The sequence below is a fragment of the Streptomyces sp. NBC_00510 genome, from assembly GCA_036013505.1.
Classification (GTDB): Bacteria; Actinomycetota; Actinomycetes; order Streptomycetales; family Streptomycetaceae; genus Actinacidiphila.
In genome coordinates this window covers 915084-938502 of the sequence record CP107851.1, presented here as the reverse complement: position 1 = coordinate 938502, position 23419 = coordinate 915084, and the positions used below count along the sequence as shown (strand labels likewise).

The window sequence follows — 23419 nt, the reverse complement described above, 5'->3', positions numbered from 1 at the left end:
CTCAGACCTCCGCGAGTTTGCGCCGGCGGACCAGGGCGACGAAGAACGGGCCGCCGATGAAGGCGACGAGCACTCCGGCCTGGACCTCGGTGGGCCGTGCGACGACCCGGCCGAGGATGTCCGCGGTGAGCAGCAGGCACGGGGCGAGCACCGCCGAAAGCGGCAGCAGCCAGCGGTGGTCGGGGCCGATGCCCGCGTACTGGGTCAGCACCCGGGCGACGTGCGGAACCACCAGGCCGAGGAAGACCACCGGGCCGATCACGGCGACCGACGCGCCCGTGAGAAGCATCACCGCGACGACCCCCTGCAGGCGTACGAGGCCGAGCCGGCGTCCCAGGGAGGCGGCCACGTCGTCGCCCAGGGCCAGGCTGTTGAGCGCGGGGGCGGCGGCGAGCGCGAGCACCGCCCCGACCGCCAGGAACGGCAGGATGCTGCGGACGACGGTGCCGTCCTGGTCGGCGAGGGTGCCCGCGGACCAGAAGCGGTAGCGGTCCAGGGCGTCGGGATCGGTGAGGACGATCGCGTTGGTCAGCGAGAACAGCAGGAAGGTGACGGCGACTCCGGCCAGCGCCAGCTTCACCGGCGTCGCGCCCGAACGGCCCGTCCGGCCGAGCAGGAAGACCACCACGCTGGTGCCGAGCGCGCCGGCGAAGGCGAACCAGATCGTGCCGTACAGCGAGCCGAGCCCGAACAGGGCGATGGCGACGACGATCCCGAAGGACGCGCCCGCGCTGACGCCCAGGATGCCGGGGTCGGCGAGCGGGTTGCGGGTCAGGGCCTGCATGAGCGCGCCGGACAGCCCCAAGGCGGCGCCCGCGGTGAGGCCGAGGACGGTGCGCGGTACCCGGACGGTCCAGACGATGTTGTCCACGAGATGGCTCGAGGGGTGGCCGAAAAGCGCCCGGACGACCTGGTCCGGGGGGATGTCGACGGCACCCAGCCCGATCGACAGCACGCACAGTCCGGCCAGGGCGACGACCGGCAACACGACGAGCAGGGCTGGGCGCAGGTTTCCGCGCGCGGTCACCGGCCTGGCTCCACGGCCAGCATGCTTAGGTTAGGCACACCTTAACCCTACCGCTGTGAGCTGTGCGGTCATGCCCCGATGGGGAGGTCTATCAAGTTAGGTAATGCTTACCTTAATATGGCGAGCGGTCACGGCTCGGTCGAGTCGATTCCGCACATAAGGGAAGGCACGGGCACCGGTGTCGGGTAACGAAGAACTGGCGATGGCGGCAAAGGACTTCTGGCGTGAGCGGCTGATTCCGCTCGCACAGGAGACCGTTCTCCCCGTCGACTTCCCCTATCCGCAGCGTCCCGCGGGACCGGCCGCGGTCCGCTTCCGTGCCCTGCCCGGCACGGCCGCGGGTCAGGAACGGCACCTCGCGGCGTACGTCGCCCTGCTCCACCACTACGGCGGCGGGGCCACCGACCTCGTCCTCGCCCACGACGGCCTGCCGCTGCGCGTCGCCCTCAGCGCTGACACCACCTTCGCCGGGCTCACCGCGCAGGTGGCGGCCGTCGCGGAGCGGGCCCGCGCCCACCGCGCCCCGGCCACCGTCCTCGCCGCCGCCTTGGGCGCCGCTGCGACCCGCGGCGGCGGTCTGCTCTGCAACACGGGCTTCGCCGCCGGCGACTGGGCCGGCGGCCCCCTCGACCTCGAACTGCGGGTGGCGTCCGGCGAGGTCCACGCCGCGTACCACCCCGGCCTCTTCGAGGCCGCCACCGTCGACCGGATCCTCGGCCACTACGCCACCCTCCTGGCCGCCGCCACCGCGCACCCCGACCGTGCCGTCGGCGACCTCGCAACTCTCGACGGGCCGGAGCGGCACCGCGTCCTCCACGAGTGGAACGACACCGACCACGACGTGCCGCTCGCCACCTGGCCCGCCATGTTCGCCGAGCAGGTCCGCACCCGGCCCGACGAGACCGCCCTGGTCTTCGAGGACGTCCGCCTCACCTACGCCGAACTCGACGCCCGCGCCAACCGGCTGGCCCACGCCCTCGTCGCCCGGGGCGCCGGGCCCGAGACGGTGGTGGCGCTGGCCGTGCCGCGCTCGGCCGAGCTGATCGTCGCCGAGGTCGCGGTGCTCAAGTCCGGCGCCGCCTACCTGCCGGTCGACACCGACTACCCCGCCGACCGCGTCGCCTACATGCTCGCCGACGCCACGCCGGTGTGCCTCGTCACCACCGCCGAGGTCGCCGCCGACCTGCCCGGCGAGGTGCCCACGCTGCTCCTGGACGCCCCGGACACCGTCGCCGAGCTCGCCGGGCTGCCGGCCCACGACCCCGAGTCCGGCGGCCGGCTGACGGTCGCGAACGCCGCCTACGTCATCTACACCTCCGGCTCCACCGGCCGGCCCAAGGGCGTCGTCCTCTCCCACGCCGGCGTCGCCAAGCTCGTCGCCACCCAGAGCGAGCGCTTCGGCATCGGCCCGCACAGCCGGGTGCTGCAGTTCGCCTCCCCGAGCTTCGACGTCGCCTTCTGGGACCTGTGCCTCGGCCTGCTCTCCGGCGGACGGCTCGTCGTCGTACCCTCCGAACGACGCGTCCCCGGCCCGCCGCTCGCCGACTACGCGAACGCCCACGGCATCACCTTCATGATCCTGCCACCCGCGCTGCTCGCCGCCATGCCCGACGACGTGCACCTGCCCGCGGAGGCGACGCTGCTCGCCGGCACCGAGCGCGTCTCGCCCGAACTCGTCGGCCGCTACGCGCGCGGCCGCATGATGTTCAACGCCTACGGCCCGACCGAGGCGACCACCAACTCCACCCTCGGCCTGTGCGATCCCGACACCCCGGCCGGCACCATCGTGCCCATCGGCGTGCCCGACCCCGGCACCCGCGCCTACGTCCTCGACGCCCGGCTGCGGCCGGTCCCCGCCGGTGTCGCGGGAGAGCTCTACCTCGGCGGCGCCGGGCTGGCCCGCGGCTACCTCGGGCGGCCCGACCTGACGGCCGAGCGCTTCGTCGCCGACCCCTTCGGCGAGCCGGGGGAGCGGCTCTACCGCACCGGCGACCTCGTGCGCTGGAAGTCCGACGGGCGGATGGAGTTCCTCGGCCGCGTCGACAGCCAGGTCAAGATCCGCGGCTTCCGCATCGAGCCCGGCGAGATCGAGTCCGTGCTGCGCGCCCACCCCGGCGTCGCCCAGGCCGCCGTCGTCGTCCGCGAGGACCGGCCCGGCGACCGGCGGCTGGCCGCCTACGTCGTGCCGTCGGTCGACGGCGACGCCGAGGTCGCCGAGTGGAAGGACCTGCACGAACTCCTGTACTCCGCCGCGGGTTCCGAGGGCTTCCAGGAGAACTTCGCCGGCTGGAACAGCATGTACGACGGGCTGCCCATCCCGCTCGCCGACATGCGCGAGTGGCGGACGGCCACCGTCGAGCGCATCGCCGCGCTCGCGCCGCGCCGCGTCCTGGAGATCGGCGTCGGCAGCGGCCTGCTGCTGTCCCGCCTGGCCCCCGGCTGCGAGGCGTACTGGGGCACCGACGTCTCCGAGGAGGCCGTCGCCGCGCTGCGCGCCCAGATCCGCGACGTACCGGAACTCGCCGGGCGCGTCGAGCTGTCGGCCCGCCCCGCGCACGACACCACCGGACTGCCCGAGGGCCACTTCGACGTCGTCGTCGTCAACTCCGTCGCCCAGTACTTCCCGGGCGCCGACTACCTCCAGGACGTGCTGCGCAAGGCCGCCGCGCTGCTCGCCCCCGGCGGTGCGATCTTCGTCGGCGACGTGCGCAACCTGCGGCTGCTGCGCGCCCTGCGCGCCGCCGTGGAGAGCCGCCGCGGTGCCGGCGACGAGGGCGCCGCCGGTGACGCCGCCGACAAGGAGGCGTTGCGCGCCGCCGTCGACCGCTCGGTGGCGTGGGAGGGCGAACTCCTCGTCGACCCGGACTGGTTCGCGGGCCTCGACGGCTTCGCCGCCCAGGTGCGCGTCAAGCGCGGCGTCCACCACAACGAGCTGACCCGCTACCGCTACGACGTCGAACTGCGCCCGGCACCCACTTCGGCGGAGCCGGACACGGGTGACGAGATCGCGTGGGCCGCCCTCGGCGGTCTCGACGCCCTGGACGCCCGGCTCGCCGCGCGCCCGGAGCGGCTTCGCGTCACCGCCGTGCCCAACGCCCGCCTCACCGAGGACCTCGACGCCCTCGCCGTCCTCGACGACAGCAGCCGCCCCGGCGCTGACGGCGCCGGCACCGTCGATCCTGAAGCGCTGCACGAACTCGCCGCGCGGCACGGCCTGTCCGCCGCCCTGACCTGGACCGGGGACGCCGACGACGGCAGCGTCGACGCCGTCTTCACCGCCGAGGGCGCCGACCCGGGCCCGCTGTACCGGCCCGGCGGCGGCCGCCCGCTCGCCAACCGGCCCGCCCCCTTCCGCGACGTCACCGCGCTGATGCGCACCCTGCGCGCGCACGCCGCCGAATTCCTGCCGGAGTACATGGTCCCCGCGGCCCTCGTGCCCCTGGACCGGCTGCCGGTGACGCCCAGCGGCAAGCTCGACGGCGCCGCCCTGCCCGTCCCCGACTACGCCGCCCTCAGCTCGGGCCGCGCCCCGCGCGACGCCCGCGAGGAGCTGCTGTGCGCCCTGTACGCGCAGGCCCTCGGTGTGCGGACCGTCACGATCGACGACGACTTCTTCGCGCTCGGCGGCGACAGCATCGTGGCGATCCAGCTGCTTGTCCTCGCCCGCCGCGCCGGCCTGCGCCTCACCCCGCGCGACGTCTTCCGGCACCGCACCGTCGCCGCGCTCGCCGAGGTCGCCCAGGAGGGCGGCCCGGACGACGCCACCGCGGAGGAGCAGGCCGCGCCCCTGCTGTCCCCGACGGACTCCGAACTGGCCGCCCTGCGCGGCGACCTCCCGGTCACCGTCGACGAGGTGCTGCCGCTCGGCCCGCTGCAGGAGGGCTTCTTCTTCCACGCCCTCGTCGACGGCGCCGACCACGACGCCTACGTCGTGCAGCAGGCCGTGGAGCTGTCCGGCCCCGTCGACGGCGCCGCCCTGCGACGCGCCATGGAACGGCTCCTGGAGCGGCACGCCCCGCTGCGCGCCTGCTTCCGCCAGCTCCCCGACGGCCGGCCCGTCCAGGTCGTCACCAGTGGCGCCGTGCTGCCCTGGCGCGAGGTCGACCTGTCCGCGCAGGAGGACGGCGTGCGCCGCGGCCTCGCGGACGCCGTCGCCGCCGACGAGCGGTCCCGGCCCTTCGACCTGGCCCGGCCGCCGCTGCTGCGCTGCGCGCTCGTCCGCCTGGGCGCGGACCGCAGCCGCCTGCTGCTGACGTTCCACCACATCGTCGCGGACGGCTGGTCGCTGCCCGTCCTCCACCGCGAGCTGATGGCCCTGTACGCGGACGACCCGGCGCCGCTGCCGGCGGTGCCCGCGTACGCCGGCTACCTGCGGCGCATCGCCGCCGCCGACCGGGACGTCGCCCGCACCGCCTGGCGTACCGCGCTCGCCGGACTCGAAGGCCCGACGCGCCTGGTGGACGCGCCCGCGGACGGCGGCCCGGTCGAGCCCGCGCAGACACGCGTGGAGCTCTCCGAGCGCGTCACGGCCCGCCTCGCGGCCCGTGCCCGCGAGCTCGGCGTCACCCTCGGCACCGTCGTGCAGGGCGCCTGGGGCCTGCTGCTGGGCCGGCTTACCGGACAGCAGGACGTCGTCTTCGGCACCACCGTCTCCGGCCGCGACGTCGCCGTCGACGGCATCGACTCCATGGTCGGCCTGTTCATCAACACCCTGCCGACCCGGCTCGCCTGGGACCCGGCCACCGGCCTCGGCACGCTGCTGCGCCGCCTCCAGGACGAGCAGAGCGGCCTGCTGGACCACCAGCACCTCGGCCTCGCCGAGATCCAGCGGGCCGCCGGGCACGCGGGCGGCGGCGAACTCTTCGACACCCTCGTCGTCTTCGAGAACTACCCCGCCGAGACCGGCCTCGCCGACCCCTCGGGCACCGTGCGCGTCAGCGGCCACGCCTTCCACGACACCGTGCACTATCCGCTCGCGCTCATCGTGAAGCCCGGCCGCCGCATGGACCTGCGGCTCAAGCACCACGCGCGCCGGATCGACGCCGCGGCCGTCCGCGCCCTCGGCGACCGGCTCACGCTGCTGCTGGAGGCCATCGCCGACGACCCCGGCCGCCCGGCCGGCTCCGTCGACCTGCTCACCCCGCACGAGCACGCCACCGCCCACCTCGACGGCGCCGTCCGCGACGTCCCGGCAACGACGCTGCCCGCCGCCATCGCCGCGCAGACCGCCCGTACCCCCGGTGCGACCGCCGTCGTGTACGGCGACACCTCCCTGACGTACGCCGAACTCGACGCGCGCGCCGAGGCGCTGGCCGCGCGGCTGCGCGCCCGCGGCGCCGGACCCGAGGGCTTCGTCGCCGTCGCCGTCCCGCGCTCGGCGGAACTGATGGTGGCGCTGCTCGGCGTCCTCAAGTCCGGCGCGGCCTACCTGCCCGTCGACCTGGACTACCCGGCCGAGCGCGTCTCGTACATGCTCGCCGACTCGGGCGCCACCACCGTCGTCACCACGGCGGCCGACGCCCCGCGGCTGCCCGCCGTGGAGGGGCTGACGCCGTTGCTGGTCGACGCCCCCGCCGAAGACGTCCAGGGGAAGGTTGCGGGTGCGGCGGCCCGGCCCGACGACCCGGCGTACCTGATCTACACCTCCGGCTCCACCGGCCGCCCCAAGGGCGTCGTCGTCACCCACCGCGCCGTCGTCAACCGCCTCGCGTGGACGCAGGGCGAGTACGGCCTGACGGCCGACGACCGCGTCCTGCAGAAGACCCCGTCGAGCTTCGACGTCAGCGTGTGGGAGTTCTTCTGGCCGCTGTGCGAGGGCGCCGCCGTCGTCCTCGCCCGGCCGGACGGGCACCGCGACCCGGCCTACCTCGCCGGGCTCGTCCGCGAACAGCGCGTCACCACCCTGCACTTCGTGCCCTCCATGCTGGAGGCGTTCCTCAGCACGCCCGAGGTGACCGCCGAAGCGTCGTGGGCGGCGAGCCTGCGCCGCGTGCTCAGCAGCGGCGAGGCCCTGCCCGGCGCCGCCGCCGCGCGCTGGCAGGCGCTCACCGGGGTGCCGCTGCACAACCTCTACGGGCCCACCGAGGCCGCCGTCGACGTCACCCACCACGCCTTCGACGGCGCCCAGGACACCACCGTGCCCATCGGCCGCCCGGTGTGGAACACGGGCCTGCGCGTGCTGGACGCCTGCCTGCGCCCGGTGCCGGACGGCGTGCCCGGCGAGCTCTACCTGACCGGTGTGCAGCTCGCCCGCGGCTACCACGGCCGCTCCGCGCTCACGGCGGAGCGCTTCGTGGCTGACCCGTACGGCACCCCCGGCGAGCGGATGTACCGCACCGGCGACCTCGTGCGCCGGCGTTGGGGGTCCCCCCGGCCGGAGGCTGGGGGAGGTGTCCTGGAGTACCTGGGCCGCACCGACCGCCAGGTCAAGCTGCGCGGCAACCGCATCGAGCCCGGCGAGACCGAGACCGCCCTCGTACGGCTCCCGGAGGTCGCCCAGGCCGCGGTGACCGTCCGCGAGCAGCGCCTCGTGGCGTACGTCGTCCCGGCGCGCGACTCCCGCCCGGACACCGCCGCCCTGCGCGCCGCCGTGGCCGAGCTGCTGCCCGCGCCGCTCGTCCCGGACGCCTTCGTCGTGCTGGACGCGCTGCCGCTGACCCCCAGCGGCAAGCTGGACCGGGCCGCGCTGCCCGCGCCCGAGGCCGAGCGCGCCCCCGCCCGCGCTCCGCGCACCGACCACGAGCGGACGCTGACGGAGGTCTTCGCGGCCGTCCTCGGCCTGCCGGACGCCGGCCCCGACGACGACTTCTTCCTCCTCGGCGGCGACAGCATCAGCTCCATAGGCGTCGCCAGCCGCGCCCGCGCCGCCGGTCTCGAACTGACCCCGCGCGACGTCTTCGAGCACCGCACCCCCGCCGCCCTCGCCCTGGCCGCCCGCACCGGCGCCGCCGCCGCCGCCGCGGAGCGCACCGGGCCCGTCCGCCCCGAGCTGACCCCCGGGGAGACCGAGCGCGTCCACCGCACCGCCGGGGGAGCGGTCGCCGAGATCTGGCCGCTCGCCCCGCTCCAGGAAGGCCTGTTCTTCCACTCCGCCTACGACGACGGAGCCCTGGACGTCTACACCGTCCACGAGACCTTCGACTTCGCCGAGCGCCTGGACGAGGGCCGGCTGCGCGCCGCCGCCCGCACCCTGCTCGACCGCAACCCCGGTCTGCGCGCCGGATTCACCAGCGACGGGCTGCGCCAGCCGGTGCAGTTCATCGTCGCCGAGCCCGAAGTGCCGCTGGAGACGGTCGACCTGTCGGCGCTGCCCGCCGCCGAGCAGGAGGCGCGGCTGCGCGTCCTGATGGACGAGGAGCGCACCCGCCGCTTCGACCTGTCCGCGCCGCCACTGTTCCGCATGCTGCTCGTACGCCGCGGCGCGGAGCTGGGCGACCGCCTCGTCATCGGCCGCCACCTGATCCTGTGGGACGGCTGGTCCGCCTGGCTCTTCCTCGACCAGCTCTTCGCCCTCTACGCGACGGGCGGGGACGCCACCGGCCTGCCGCGCCCCGGCTCGTACGGGGACTACCTGGCCTGGCTCGGCACCCAGGACGACGCCGCCGCGACCGCCGCCTGGCGCGCCGCGCTTGCGGGCCTGGAGGAGCCCACCCTGCTCGTCCCGGCCGTCGCCGACGCGGGCCTGGAACCCGTCATCCCCGAGCAGCTGGACGTGCTGCTCCCCGCGGAGCTCGGCGACTCGCTGCGCGAGCGGGCCCGCGCCCACGGCCTCACCCTCAACACGGTGCTCAACGCCGCCTGGGGCCTGACCCTGGCCTCCGCGACCGGCCGCACCGACGTGGTCTTCGGAACCACCGTCGCGGGCCGGCCGACCGAGGTGCCGGACGTGGAGAACGTCATCGGCATGTTCCTCAACACGGTCCCCGCCCGCGTCGCCCTCGACCCGGCGGAGCCCGTCCTCGACCTGCTGCGGCGCATCCAGGGCGAGCGCTTGGAGCTCATGCCGTACGAGTACCTGGGCCTGGGTGTGCTGCAGGCCGAGACCGGTCACCGGCGGCTGTTCGACACCCTCTTCGTGCTGCGCAACAACGACACCGAGGACCGGCTGGAGCGGCTGCGCGCCGAGCACGGCGCCACCGCCGTCGCCAACGTCGACGCCACGCACTACCCCGTCAACCTGATCGTGACGCCGGGGCAGCGCGTCCTCGTCACCCTCGCGCACCGCCCCGACGTCGTCCCGCACGAGGCCGCCCGCGCGCTGCTGGACCGCTTCACCCTCCTGCTGGACGGCATGGCGGCAGATCTGACGGCTCCCGTAGGCCGTCTCGACCCGCTGCTGCCCGCCGAACACGCCGCCCTGGAGCGGGAGTGGGCCGGCAGCCGGGTCCCGGAACCCACCGAGACCATCGCCGACCTCCTCGCCGCGCAGACCGCCCGCACCCCGGACGCCACCGCCCTCGTCTTCGGCGAACGCACCCTCACCTACGCCGAACTCGACGCCGCCGTGAACCGCACGGCCCGGCTGCTGCTGGCCCGCGGCGCGGGCCCGGAGAAGGTGGTCGCGCTCGGCCTGCCCCGCTCCGCGGAGATGGTCGTGGCCCTCTTCGCGGTGCTGCGGACCGGCGCCGCCTACCTGCCGCTGGAGCTGGACCACCCGGCCGACCGGCTCTCCCTGATGCTGGAGGACGCCCGGCCCCTGCTGCTCCTGACGAACGCCGCCGTCTCGGCCACCCTGGACGTCGGCACCCCGCGCGTCCTGCTCGACGACCCGGCCGTCGCCGCCGAGCTGGCGGAGCTGTCCGTCGCCCCGGTCGTGGCGAGCTTCAGCCTGGAGCACCCCGCGTACGTCATCTACACCTCCGGCTCCACCGGCCGCCCCAAGGGCGTCGTCACCCCCTACCGGGGCCTGACGAACATGCAGCTCAACCACCAGAAGGAGATCTTCGCCCCGGCGATCGCGTCGGCGGGCGGGCGGCGGCTGCGGGTCGCGCACACCGTCTCCTTCGCGTTCGACATGTCGTGGGAGGAGCTGCTGTGGCTCGTCGAGGGCCACGAAGTGCACGTCTGCGACGAGGAGTTGCGGCGTGACGCCCACGCGCTGACCGCCTACTGCGAGCGGCACCGCATCGACGTCGTCAACGTCACCCCGACCTACGCCCGGCTGCTCATCGAGGAGGGGCTGCTCGAAGGGCACGTCCCGCCGCTGGTGCTGCTCGGCGGCGAATCCGTCCCCGAGACGGTCTGGACGCGGTTGCGCGACACCGAGGGGAGTTACGGCTACAACCTCTACGGCCCCACCGAGTACACCATCAACACCCTCGGCGGCGGCACCCACGACAGCGCCACGCCCACCGTCGGCCGCCCCATCCGCGGCACCCGCGCCCACATCCTCGACGCCTGGCTGCGCCCGGTGCCCGACGGCGTCCCCGGCGAGCTGTACATCGCGGGCATCGGCCTGGCCCGCGGCTACCTGGACCGGCCGGGCCTGACCGCCGAGCGGTTCGTGGCCGACCCCTTCGGCGAGCCCGGCGAGCGGATGTACCGCACCGGCGACCTGGTGCGGCGGGGCCCGGAGGGAAACCTGGACTTCCTCGGACGCACCGACGACCAGGTCAAGATCCGCGGCTACCGCGTCGAGCCCGGCGAGATCGAGACCGCGCTCAGCCGCCACCCGCGCGTCTCGCAGGCCGCCGTCGTCGTCCGCGACGACCGGCTGATCGGCTACGTCGTCCCGGCCCCCGCCGACGCCGCCGAGCGCGAGTCCACCGAGCGCGCCCAGGTCGGCGAGTGGCAGGAGATCTACTCCGACGAGTACGAGGAGATCTCCACCGCCGTCTTCACCGAGGAGTACGCGGGCTGGGACAGCTCCTACGACGGGCAGCCCATCCCCTTCGAGGACATGCACGAGTGGCGCGAGGCCACCCTCGCCCGCATCCGCGAACTGCGCCCGCGCCGCATCCTGGAGATCGGCGTCGGCTCCGGCCTGCTGCTGTCGCGGCTGGCCCCGGACGCCGAGGCGTACTGGGCCACCGACTTCGCCGCCCCCGTCATCCGCAAGATCGGCGAGGAGCTGCGGCGCGACCCGGAGCTCGCCGCCAAGGTGGAGCTGCGCTGCCGTCCCGCCGACGACCTGGAGGGGCTGCCCACCGGGTACTTCGACACGATCGTCATCAACTCCGTCATCCAGTACTTCCCCAGCGTGGCCTACCTGGAGTCGGTCGTGCGCGGCGCCATGGAGCTGCTCGCCCCCGGCGGCGCGCTCTTCGTCGGCGACGTCCGCAACCTGCGGCTCGCCCGCACCTTCCACACCGAGATCCAGCGCGCCCGGGGCACCGACGGAGCGGAGTTCGAGGGGGCCGTGGAACGCGGCCTGCGCCTGGAGAAGGAACTCCTGGTCGACCCCGACTTCTTCGCGCACCTCGGCTACGGACTCGACCTGCGCACCAAGCGCGGACGTCACCACAACGAGCTGACCCGGCACCGCTACGACGCCGTGCTCTACCGCGGCGAGGCCTACTCCGAGCGGCTGGGCGAGGAGTCCGTGGCGGCGTGGTCGCCCGGTCTTCCCGAGCTGCTGCGCGAGGAGCGGCCCGAGCGGCTGCGCGTCACCGGCGTGCCGGACGGCCGTGTCCGTCCGGACGGCGTCGACCCGGAGACCCTGCACGACCTTGCCGCCGACCTCGGCTGCCGCGTGCTCACGACGTGGGGCGCCGAAGCCGGCACCTACGAGGCCGTCTTCGTCCCGGCCGGCACCACCGGCACGACCGCCGGGCTGTACCGGCCGGGCGGCGGCAGCGCCCCGTACGCCAACGACCCGGCGGCGGGCCGCGACGCGAGCGCCCTGGTACGGGTGCTGCGCGAGGACCTGAAGCGCGAACTGCCCGAGTACATGGTCCCGGCCGCCTTCGTCACCCTCGACCGGCTGCCGATGAACGCCAACGGCAAGCTCGACGTGCGGGCGCTGCCGGACGCCGAGCCGGCCGTGGCCCTCGGCGGCGGACGCGGACCGCGCACCCCGCAGGAAGAGGTGCTGTGCCGCCTCTTCGCCGAGGTGCTGGCCCTGCCGTCGGTGGGCGCCGAGGACAACTTCTTCGACCTGGGCGGCCATTCGCTGCTCGCCACCCGCCTGGTCAGCCGGGCCCGCACCGAGCTCGGCGCCGAACTCGCCATCCGCGACCTCTTCGAGGCCCCGACGCCCGCCCAGCTCGCGCAGCGCGCCGATGCCGGACGGCCCGCCCGCCCCGCGCTCACCGCGGCCGCCGAACGGCCCGCCCTCGTCCCGCTCTCCGCCGCGCAGCGCCGCCTGTGGCTGGTGGAACGCCTCACCGGCGGCGGCGCCGCGTACAACTTCCCGCTCGTCTTCCGGCTGCGCGGCGCCCTGGACACCGACGCCCTGCGCCGGGCCCTTGGCGACGTCGCGGCCCGCCACGAGGCGCTGCGCACCCTGATCGGCGAGCAGGACGGCGAGCCGTACCAGCGGATCGTCCCCGCGGGCGAAGCCCTGCCCGGGTTCACCGTCGCCGAGGGCGCCGGGTCCGACCTCCCGGGGCTGATCGAGGCGGCCCAGCGTCGCCCCTTCGACCTGACGGAGCACCTCCCGCTGCGCTGCGAGGTGCTCCGGGTCGGCACCGACGACCACGTGGTGGCCGTCGTGCTGCACCACATCACCACCGACGAGTGGTCCGACCGCCCCTTCATGGCGGACCTCACCGCCGCCTACACCGCCCGCGCCGCGGGCTCCGCCCCGGCCTGGCAGCCGCTGCCCGTCCAGTACGCGGACTACACCCTGTGGCAGGAGCGCCTGCTCGGCACCGTCGGTGACACGCAGCTCGCCTACTGGACCGAGCGGTTGCGCGACCTGCCCGAGGAGCTGGCGCTGCCGCTCGACCGGCCGCGTCCCGCCGCGCCCACCGGCGCCGGCGCGATCGTGCGCGGTCAGGTGCCCGTGGAGCTGGGCCGGGAACTGCGGGAGCTGTCCACCGCGACCGGCACCAGCATGTTCATGCTGTTCCAGGCCGCGACCGCCGCGCTGCTGCACCGGCTCGGCGCGGGCGAGGACGTCCCGCTCGGCGCGCCCATCGCCGGCCGTACCGACAGCGGCCTCGACGACCTCGTCGGCTTCTTCGTCAACACCCTCGTGCTGCGAACCGACCTGTCCGGCAACGCGCTGACGTTCCGTCAATTGCTGGGCCGGGTGCGTGAGTCGGCTCTGGAGGCCTTCGAGCACCAGGACATGCCCTTCGACCGGGTCGTGGAGGCGGTGAACCCGCCGCGCGCAGCGGGCCGCAACCCGCTGTTCCAGGTGATGCTGGGCTACCACCACCGCCCGGACGGCGACCCCGACGTCTTCGGGCTGCCCACCGAGTGGTTCGACATGGACACCGGCACGGCCAAGTTCGACCTCGACTTCACCTTCGTCGACCACGGCGAGGCACACCCGCTGGCACTGCTGCTGGAGTACGCGACCGACCTGGCCGACGAGGCCACCGCCGCGCTGCTCGTCGCCCGGCTGGTCCTGCTGCTGCGGCAGGCCGCGGCCCACCCGGACCTCCCGCTGGCGGAGTTCGACCTGCTCACGCCCGCCGAGCACGAGGCCGCCGCCGTCGCCTGGAACGACACCGCCCGGCACGGCGCGGAGACCCGGGCGGTGCCCGAGATCCTCGCCGACACCGTACGGGCCCACCCGGAGCGGACGGCCCTGGTGACCGCCTCCGGCACGCTGACCTTCGCCGAACTGGGCGTCCGCGTCGACTCCGTCGCCGCCCTGGTCCGTGCGCACGGCGCGGCCGAGGGCACGGTGGTGGCTCTCGCGCTGCCGCGGCACGCCATGGTCCCGGCGATCCTCGGCGCGCTCGCCTCGGGCGCCGCCTATCTTCCGCTCGACCCCGCCCTGCCCGCCGACCGGCTGGAGTTCATGCTCCGCGACGCAGGCCCGGTCTGCCTGCTCACCACCGCCGACCTCGCCGAACGCCTCCCGGCCGCGCCGGGCGTCGCACGTCTGCTGCTCGACGGGCCGCTGCCCGAGGCCGCGTTCGTACGCCCGGCCGGTTACCCGGCGCTGGGGGCCGCGTACACCATCTACACCTCCGGCTCCACCGGCACCCCCAAGGGCGTCGTCGGCACCCACCGGGGCCTGTCCAACCTCTTCGGCGCCCACCTGCGCGACATGGTCGAACCGGCGGTCCGCGCCACCGGCCGCGCGGTCCTGAAGGCCGCGCACACCGCCTCGTTCAGCTTCGACGCCTCCTGGGACCCGCTGCTGTGGCTGCTGGCGGGCCACGAACTGCACGTCGTGGACGAGACGACGATGAAGGAACCGGCCGCGCTCCTCGCGCACCTGGCGGAGATCGCCGCCGACTACGTCGACCTCACCCCGACCTACCTGGGCGAGCTGACCCACCACGGCTTCCTCGCCCCGGGCGGCTACGCGCCCGCCGTCCTCACCGTCGGCGGCGAGGCCACCCCGCCCGCCCTGTGGCAGCGGCTGTCCGGGCTCCCCGCCACCCAGGTGCACGACCTGTACGGGCCCACGGAGGCATCCGTCGACGCCTACGGACGCCACAGCGGGGCCCCGGAGTGGGCGGCGCCGCTGGACAACACCCGCGCGTACGTCCTCGACGAGCGGCTGCGCCCGGCACCGCTCGGCGTGCCCGGCGAGCTCTACCTCGCCGGAGCGGGCCTGGCCCGCGGCTACCTCGGCCGGCCGGACCTGACGGCCGAGCGGTTCGTCGCCGACCCGTTCGGGGAGCCCGGCGAGCGCATGTACCGCACGGGCGACCTGGCGCGGCGCCGGTGGGGGTTCCCCCGGCCGGAGGCTGGGGGAAGCACCCTTGAATACCTGGGCCGTACCGACGACCAGGTCAAGATCCGCGGCTTCCGCGTGGAGCCCGGCGAGATCGAGTCGGTCCTCACCGCCGATCCCGGTGTGTCGGCGGCCGCCGTCGTCGTCCGCGAGGACACCCCGGGCGTGCCGCGCCTCGTCGCGTACGTCGTCCCCGCCCCCGGCCACGAGCCCGACCCGGCCGCGCTGCGCGCCCGTGTCGCCGCCGCGCTGCCCGAGCACATGGTGCCCGCCGCGTTCGTGAACCTGGCGGCGCTGCCGCGCACCGTCAACGGCAAGCTGGACCGGGCCGCGCTGCCCGCGCCCGACCTGTCGTCGGCGGTCGGCGGCCGCCTGCCCCGCACCCCGCGCGAAGAACTGCTCGCCGAACAGTTCGCCGCCGTGCTGGGCCTGGAACGGGTCGGCATCGACGACGACTTCTTCGTCCTCGGCGGTCACTCGCTGCTCGCGATGCGCCTGATCAGCCGGCTCCGTACGGCGCTCGGCGCCGAGGTGACGCTGCGCGCCGTCTTCGACGCGCCCACCGTCGCCCGGCTCGCCGCCCTGCTGGACGGTCAGGGCGCGCAGGAGCGCCCGGCCCTCACCGCGGGCCGCGTCCTGCCGGAGCGGCTGCCGCTCTCCTCGGCCCAGCGCCGGCTGTGGCTGCTGCACCAGGTCGACGCCGCCGACCCCTCGTACAACCTCCCGGCCGCCTGGCGCCTGACCGGCGCCCTCGACCGCGCCGCGCTGGAGGCGGCGCTGAACGACCTCGTCGCCCGCCACACCACCCTGCGCACGGTCTTCCCGGCCGTGGACGGCGTGCCCCACCAGCACGTCCTGGCCCCGGAGCAGGCGCGCGTGACACTGGGCACCGCCGCCCCCGACGAGCTGCCCCGGATCGCCGCGCGGCCGTTCGACCTGGAGCGCGAACTCCCGCTGCGCGCCGCCCTGTCCGAGACCGGGCCTGACGAGCACGTGCTGCTGCTCGTGCTGCACCACATCGCCACGGACGAGTGGTCCGACCGGGCCCTGCTCGCCGACCTCGGTACCGCCTACGCCGCGCGCACCGCGGGCCACGCCCCCGACTGGGCGCCGCTGCCGGTGAGTTACGCCGACTACACGCTCTGGCAGCGCGAGCTGCTGGAGCACTCCGGCGACGACCTGCTCGCCTACTGGACGGAGACCCTGCGCGGCCTCCCCGAGGAACTGGCGCTGCCCACCGACCGGCCGCGCGCCCAGGAGTCCTCGCACACCGGCGGCACCGTGGGCTTCACGGTCCGGCCCGAGCTGGAACGCGCCCTGCGCGCGCTCGCCCGCCGCGAGGGCGCCAGCATGTTCATGGTCTCCCAAGCCGCCGTCGCCGCCCTGCTGCACCGGCTCGGCGCGGGCGAGGACATCCCGCTCGGCGCGCCCGTCTCCGGACGAGCGGACGAGCGCCTGGAGGACCTCGTCGGCTTCTTCGTCCACTCCCTCGTGCTGCGCACCGACCTGACCGGCGAGCCCGGCTTCGCGGAGCTGCTGCGCCGCGTCCGGTCGGCCGACCTGGCCGCGTACGAGCACCAGGACCTGCCCTTCGAGCGGCTGGTCGAAGCCCTCAACCCGGGCCGCTCCCTGGCCCGGCACCCGCTCTTCCAGGTGATGGTCGTCCATCTCGCCGAGGGCGCCGGCGCCCCCGTGCTGCCGGGCCTCACCGCTCGCCCGGAGCCGGTCGGCCAGGACACCGCCAAGTTCGACCTCAGCTTCGACTTCGTCGAGCAGGGCGAGGGCAACGGCATCCAGGGCTGGATCGAGTACAGCGCCGACCTCTTCGACCGGCCGACCGCCGAACTCCTCGCCCGCCGCATGGAACACCTGCTGGAGCAGGCCGCCGCCGCACCCGAGCGGCCCGTCGGGCACCTGGACGTACTGGAGGACGACGAACGCGCCCGCGTCCTGGGGGAGTGGAACGCCACCGGCCACGCCGTGCCCGGCCTCACCCTCCCCGAGCTGTTCCGCGCCCAGGCCGCGGCGACCCCGGACGCCACGGCGCTGCTGGTGGAGGACACCCCCGTCGGTTACGCGGAGCTGGACGCCCGCGTCGGACGCCTCGCCCACGTCCTCGCGGGCGCGGGCGTCGGCCCGGAGTCCACGGTGGCCGTAGCGCTGCCGCGCTCGGCGGCCCTGGTCGTCACCCTGCTCGCCGTCCACCGCGCGGGCGGCGCCTACCTGCCGCTCGACACCGACTACCCGGCGGAGCGGCTGGCGTTCATGCTCGCCGACGCCCGTCCGGTGTGCGTGGTGACCACCGACGGCGTCGACCTGCCGGGCACCGACGCGCCGCGCCTCCTGGTCGACGCCGACGGCACCCCGGCGGCGGACGCCGCCACCGGCCCGCTCCCGCAGGCGTACGACCCGCGCCGGCCCGCCTACCTCATCTACACCTCCGGCTCGACCGGCCGCCCCAAGGGCGTCGTCGTACCGCAGGAGGGCATCGTCAACCGCCTGCTGTGGATGCAGGACACCTACGGCCTGACGGCCGACGACCGCGTACTGCAGAAGACGCCGTCGAGCTTCGACGTGTCGGTCTGGGAGTTCTTCTGGCCGCTGATCACCGGCGCGACGCTCGTCGTGGCGCGCCCCGAGGGCCACAAGGACCCGGCCTACCTCGCCAGGCTGATCAAGGGCAGCGGCGTCACCACGGCGCACTTCGTGCCGTCGATGCTGCGCGCCTTCCTCGACGAGCCGGCCGCGGCAGGCTGCACCGGACTGCGCCGTGTGATCTGCAGCGGCGAGGCGCTGCCCGCGCCGCTGGCCGCCCGCTTCCACGAGGTGCTGGGCACGGCCGGGCTGCACAACCTGTACGGCCCCACGGAGGCGTCCGTCGACGTCACCGCCCACCACGTCACGCCGGGGGCCGGCACCGTCCCGATCGGCCGCCCGGTGTGGAACACCCGCACCTATGTGCTGGACGCCTCGCTGCGCCCGGTTCCCCCGGGCGTGCCGGGTGAGCTGTACCTCGCGGGCGTCCAGCTGGCGCGCGGCTACCTCGGCCGGGCCGGGCTGACCGCCGAGCGGTTCGTCGCCGACCCGTACGGTGAGCCCGGGAGCCGGATGTACCGCACCGGCGACCTGGCCCGCTGGACGCGCGACGGAGAGCTGGACTACCTGGGCCGCGTCGACGACCAGGTCAAGCTGCGCGGTTTCCGCGTCGAACCGGGGGAGATCGAGGGAGTGCTGACCGGGCATCCCGCGGTCGCCTCGGCCACCGTCCTGCTGCGCGACGATCGCCTGGTGGCGTACGTCGTCCCCGCCCCGGAGCAGGACGCCGACACGGCGGCGCTGCGCGACCACGCGGCCGCCGCGCTGCCGGAGCACATGGTGCCCGCCGCCTTCGTCGTCCTGGACGTCCTCCCGCTCACGCCGAACGGCAAGCTCGACCGCGCGGCCCTGCCCGCGCCGGACTTCGCCTCCCAGGTCACCGCGACCGCGCCCCGCACCCCGCGCGAGGAGCGCATGTGCGAGCTCGTCGCCGCCGTCCTCGGCCTCGAACGGGTCGGCGCCGACGACGACTTCTTCACCCTCGGCGGCGACAGCATCGTCGCCATGCAGCTCGTCGTCCGGGCCCGCGCCGCCGGGCTGACGATCACGCCGCGCGACGTCTTCCGCCACAAGACCCCCGCGGGCCTGGCGGCCGTCGCTGTCGACACCGTCCGCGAGGACCCGGCCGACGACACCGAGCTGCTGCCCGGCCTCACCGACGCCGAGCGCGCCGAACTCCCCGGCGCCGGATCGGCCGAGCTGCTGCCGCTCACCCCGCTCCAGGCCGGCCTGCTCTTCCACGCCTCCTTCGACTCCGGCGACCAGGGCCCCGACGTCTACACCGTCCAGGTGTCGTACGACATCGAGGGCGAGCTCGACCCCGAGCGGCTGCGCGCCGCCGGGCAGGCCCTGCTCGACCGGCATGAGAGCCTGCGCGCGGGCTTCCGCTACCTCTCCTCCGGCCGCCCGGTGGCCGTCGTGCCGCGCTCGGTGCCGCTGCCGTGGCGCCACGTCGACCTCACCGCCGTCCCGGACGCAGGGGAGGAGTGGGAGCGTCTGCTGCTGCAGGAGCGCCGCCGCTTCGACCCCGCCGAACCGCCGCTGCTGCGGCTGTTGCTGGCCAGGACGGGCGACGGCGCCCACCGCCTCGTCCTGTCCCACCAGCACCTGCTGCTCGACGGCTGGTCGGTGCCCCGGCTGATGGCGGAACTGACCGCCCTCTACGACGGGACCACCCCGCCTGCCACCGCCCCCTACCGCGACTACCTGCGCTGGCTCGCCGCGCAGGACACGGCGGCCTCCGCGGCCGCCTGGGCCGCGGCCCTGGACGCGCTGGAGGAGCCCACCCACCTGGCGCCCGCCGACGCAGGCCGGGCGCCGGTCGTGCCGCTCACCCACACCGTCGAGGCCGACGAGGAGCTGACGGAGGCGCTGGGCGCGCTCGCCCGGCGCCGCGGGCTCACCGTCAACATCCTCGTGCAGGCCGCCTGGTCGGTCGTGCTGTCCCGGCTGACCGGCCGCGACGACGTGGTGTTCGGCGCGACGGTCGCGGGCCGTCCGCCGGAGCTGGACGGCGTGGAGTCGATGATCGGCCTGTTCATCAACACCGTGCCCGTCCGGGTCGGGCTGCGCCCGCAGGAGCCGGTCGGCGCCCTGCTGGACCGCGTCCAGGACGAGCAGTCGCGCCTGCTGCCGCACCAGCACCTCGGCCTGGCCGACATCCAGCGCGGCGCCGGGCTCGGCGACCTCTTCGACACGCTGATGGTCTTCGAGTCCTACCCGGTCGCGGAAGAGACGGACGAACCGGGCCTGCGCCTGTCGGTGCGCGAGCACGAGGACTCCACGCACTACCCGTTCGCCTGGGCCGTCGAACCCGACGAGCGCCTGCGCCTCACGGCCGAGTTCCGCCCCGACCTGTTCACCCCGGCGGCCGCCGGGCGCATCGCCTCGGCGATGCTCTCCGTCCTGTCGGCGATGGCCGCCGACCCGGACACCCCCGTCGGCCGCATCGACATCCTCAGCGACGCCGACCGGCGCCTGCTGCTGGAGACCTGGAACGACACGGCCCTGCCCCCGCGGGCCGGCGACGCCACCGTCCCCGCCCTCTTCGCGGCGCAGGCCGCCGCGTCCCCGGACGCGGTCGCCGTCACCGACCCGTCCGTGACGTGGACCTTCGCCGAACTGGCCGCACGCACCGACCGGCTGGCCCGCGTGCTGGCCGGCGCGGGCGCGGGCCCCGAGGGCATCGTGGCGCTGGCGCTGCCGCGCACCGCCGACCACATCACGGCGATCCTGGCCGTCATGACGGCGGGCGCCGCCTACCTGCCCGTCGATCCCGACCTGCCCGCCGACCGCGTGCTCGACATGCTCGCCGACGCGGGGCCGCGGCTGATCCTCACCACGCGGGAACTCGCCGCGTCCCTGCCGGACACCGACGTCCCGGTGCTGCACCTGGACGCCCTCGACGGGCTGCCCGAGGCGGCCCCGCAGGCACCGGCCCCCGACCACCCGGCGTACGTCATCTACACCTCGGGCTCGACGGGCCGCCCCAAGGGCGTCGTCGTCACCCAGCGCAGCCTCGCCAACCTCTTCCACAGCCACCGCCACGACCTCCACGACCGCGCCAAGGAACTGACCGGACGTCGCCACCTGAGGGTCGGCCACGCCTGGTCGTTCTCCTTCGACGCGTCCTGGCAGCCGCAGCTGTGGCTGCTGGACGGGCACGCGCTGCACATCGTGGACGACGAGACGCGCCGCGACGCGGAGCAGCTCGCCGCGCTGATCCGCGCCGAGGGGCTGGACTTCATCGAGGTCACCCCGTCGCTGCTCGCCCAGATGACGGACGCCGGACTGGTCCGCGACGGGAACTGCCCGCTGGCGGTGGTCGGCGTCGGCGGCGAGGCCGTGCCGGACGCCCTCTGGTCGCGCCTGGCGGCCCTGGAGTCCACCGAGGCCTTCAACCTGTACGGGCCCACCGAGGCCACCGTCGACGCCCTCGTCGGCCGGGTCGCCGACAGCGACCGGCCCGTCGTCGGCCGCGCCGTGCGGGGCACGCGCGCCTACGTCCTGGACGGCTCGATGCGCCTGGTCCCGCCCGGCGTCACCGGCGAGCTGTACCTGTCCGGCGCCGGGCTCGCCCGCGGCTACCTGGGCCGCCCCGACCTGACGGCGGAGCGCTTCGTCGCCGACCCGTACGGCCCGCCCGGCGCGCGGATGTACCGCACCGGCGACCTCGCCCGGTGGACCGAGGAGGGGCAGCTGGAGTACGCCGGCCGCTCCGACGACCAGGTCAAGATCCGCGGCTACCGGGTCGAGCTCGCCGAGGTCGAGACCGCCCTCGCCGCGCACGACACCGTGGCCCAGGTCGTCGTCACCGCCCGCGAGGACCGGCCCCGCGTCCGGCAGCTGGTCGGCTACGTCGTCCCCGCCGAGGGCCGCACCGCCGACCCCGCCGCCCTGCGCGCCCATGTGGCGGCGAGCCTGCCGGAGTACATGGTCCCGGCCGCCGTGGTCGTCCTGGAGCGGCTGCCGCTGCTGTCCAACGGCAAGCTGGACCGCAAGGCGCTGCCCGCCCCCGACTTCACCGCGGGCACGGGCGGCCGCAGGCCCGGCAACGACACCGAACGCACCCTGTGCGGCCTCGTCGCCGAGGCGCTGGGACTGCCCGCCGAGGCCGTCGGCACCGACGACGACTTCTTCGCCCTCGGCGGCGACAGCATCGTCGCGATGCAGTTCGTCAGCCGGGCCCGCGCGGCAGGGCTGCGGATCACCCCCCGCCAGGTCTTCCAGCACCGCGACGTGGCCTCGCTCGCCGAGGTCGCCGTACCGCTCGCGGGCGACGAGCTGCTCCGCACCCACGACGACGGCACCGGCCTCGTCCCGCTCACCCCGATCATGCACGCCCTGCGCGAGCGCGGCGGCCCCATCTGGGGCTACCACCAGGCCGCCTTCCTGCAGACCCCTGCGGACCTGGACGAGGACGGCCTGCTGGCGGTCCTGCGCGCCGTGGCCGACCGGCACGACATGCTCCGCGCCCGCCTGGAACGCACCCGCACCCAGCCGTGCCACAAGGGGGACAGCGGAGAGCAGTGGGCGCTGCGCGTGCCCGCTCCAGGCACGGTCGACGTGAGCGCGTGGCTCGCCCGCGCCGACGTGTCGGGCGCGGACGACACCGCGCTGCGGGAGGCGGTCTCCGCCCACGCGGTCACCGCGCGCGCCGGACTCGACCCCGACACCGGCGACATGGTGCGCGCGGTGTGGTTCGACGCCGGGCCCGGACGTCCGGGACGGCTGCTGCTGCTCCTGCACCACCTCGTCGTCGACGGCGTGACCTGGCGCATCCTGCTCCCCGACCTGGAGACCGCCTGGGCGGCCGTCGCCGCGGGCCGCACACCGGAGCTGCCCCCCGTGGACGTCTCCTTCCGCCGCTGGTCCGAACTGCTCACCGCCCGCGCCCTCGACCCCTCCCGCGAGGACGAACTGCCCCGGTGGACCTCGGTCCTCGCGGACGGCGCGGGCCTGCCGCTGGCCCGGCCGCTGGACACGGCACGCGACACCGTGGAGAGCACCCGCTACCTGTCGCTGACCCTGCCCGCCGAGGTCACCGGGCCGCTGCTCGGGCGCGTGCCCGCCGCGTACGGCGCGAGCGTCAACGACGTGCTGCTGACCGCCTTCGCGCAGGCCGTCGCCGACTGGCGGACCCGGCTGCTCGGCGCGGAGCCCGGCACCGCGGTCCTCGTCGACCTCGAAGGCCACGGCCGCGAGGAGGAACTCGCCGGCAACGCCGACCTGTCCCGCACCATCGGCTGGTTCACCAGCGTCGTACCGGTCCGCCTCGACCCGGGCCCGGCGGGCCTGGACCCCGACGAGGCCGTCGCCCGCGTCCGCGAGCACCTGACGGGCCTGCCCACCGGCGGCGTCGGACACGGCCTGCTGCGGCACCTCAACCCGGTCACCGGTCCGGAACTGGCCCGGCTCGCCGAGCCGCAGATCGAGTTCAACTACATGGGCCGCTTCGACGTCCCCGAGGCCGCCGACTGGTCGTACGCGCCGGAGGGCGACGCCGCCGACCTCGACGCCGACCCCGGGATGCCGATGTCCCACGCCCTCACCCTCAACGCCCTCACCGAGGACCGCCCCGGCGGCCCCGAGCTGAGCGCCCACTGGGCCTACGCCGGCGAACTCCTCACCGAGGAGGCCGTCCGGGATCTGGCGCAGACCTGGTTCCGGGCCCTTGAGGCCCTGGTCACACGGAAGGAAACCACCCGATGAGCAGCAACCCCTTCGAGAACCCCGACGGCGTCTACTCCGTCCTGGTCAACGCCGAGGGCCAGCACAGCCTGTGGCCGGACTTCGTCGCCGTCCCGGCCGGCTGGACCGTCGCCCACGGCCCGGCCGCCCGCCAGGAATGCCTGGAGTACATCGAGACCAACTGGACCGACCTGCGCCCCAAGAGCCTCGTCGAGGGCCGGTAACCGGGAACGCACGGCAAGAGGCCGAGAGGGGGGCCGCCCCGCGGGGCGGCCCCCCTCTCGTACGTACCTGCACCCCATGGG

The 23419-nt window shown here is 75.2% G+C and carries 3 protein-coding genes; 2 read left to right on the top strand and 1 reads right to left on the bottom strand.

All coding sequences use genetic code 11. From position 1 onward, the window contains the following. Position 1 precedes the first annotated feature (1 nt). Positions 2-997, bottom strand: a complete 996-nt coding sequence (locus OG937_04155; protein WUD78627.1) for an iron ABC transporter permease — start codon at positions 995-997, stop codon at positions 2-4. A 232-nt stretch (positions 998-1229) separates the two neighbouring features. On the opposite strand from OG937_04155, the gene OG937_04150 reads away from it, so the two are divergent. Continuing rightward, positions 1230-23135 (top strand): non-ribosomal peptide synthase/polyketide synthase, encoded by a 21906-nt coding sequence (locus OG937_04150; GenBank protein ID WUD78626.1) that lies wholly within the window; start codon positions 1230-1232, stop codon positions 23133-23135. Continuing rightward, positions 23132-23338, top strand: coding sequence for an MbtH family protein (locus OG937_04145; GenBank protein ID WUD70926.1), 207 nt, complete (start codon positions 23132-23134; stop codon positions 23336-23338). The genes OG937_04150 and OG937_04145 overlap by 4 nt, the downstream gene beginning before the upstream one ends. Positions 23339-23419: the final 81 nt, after the last annotated feature.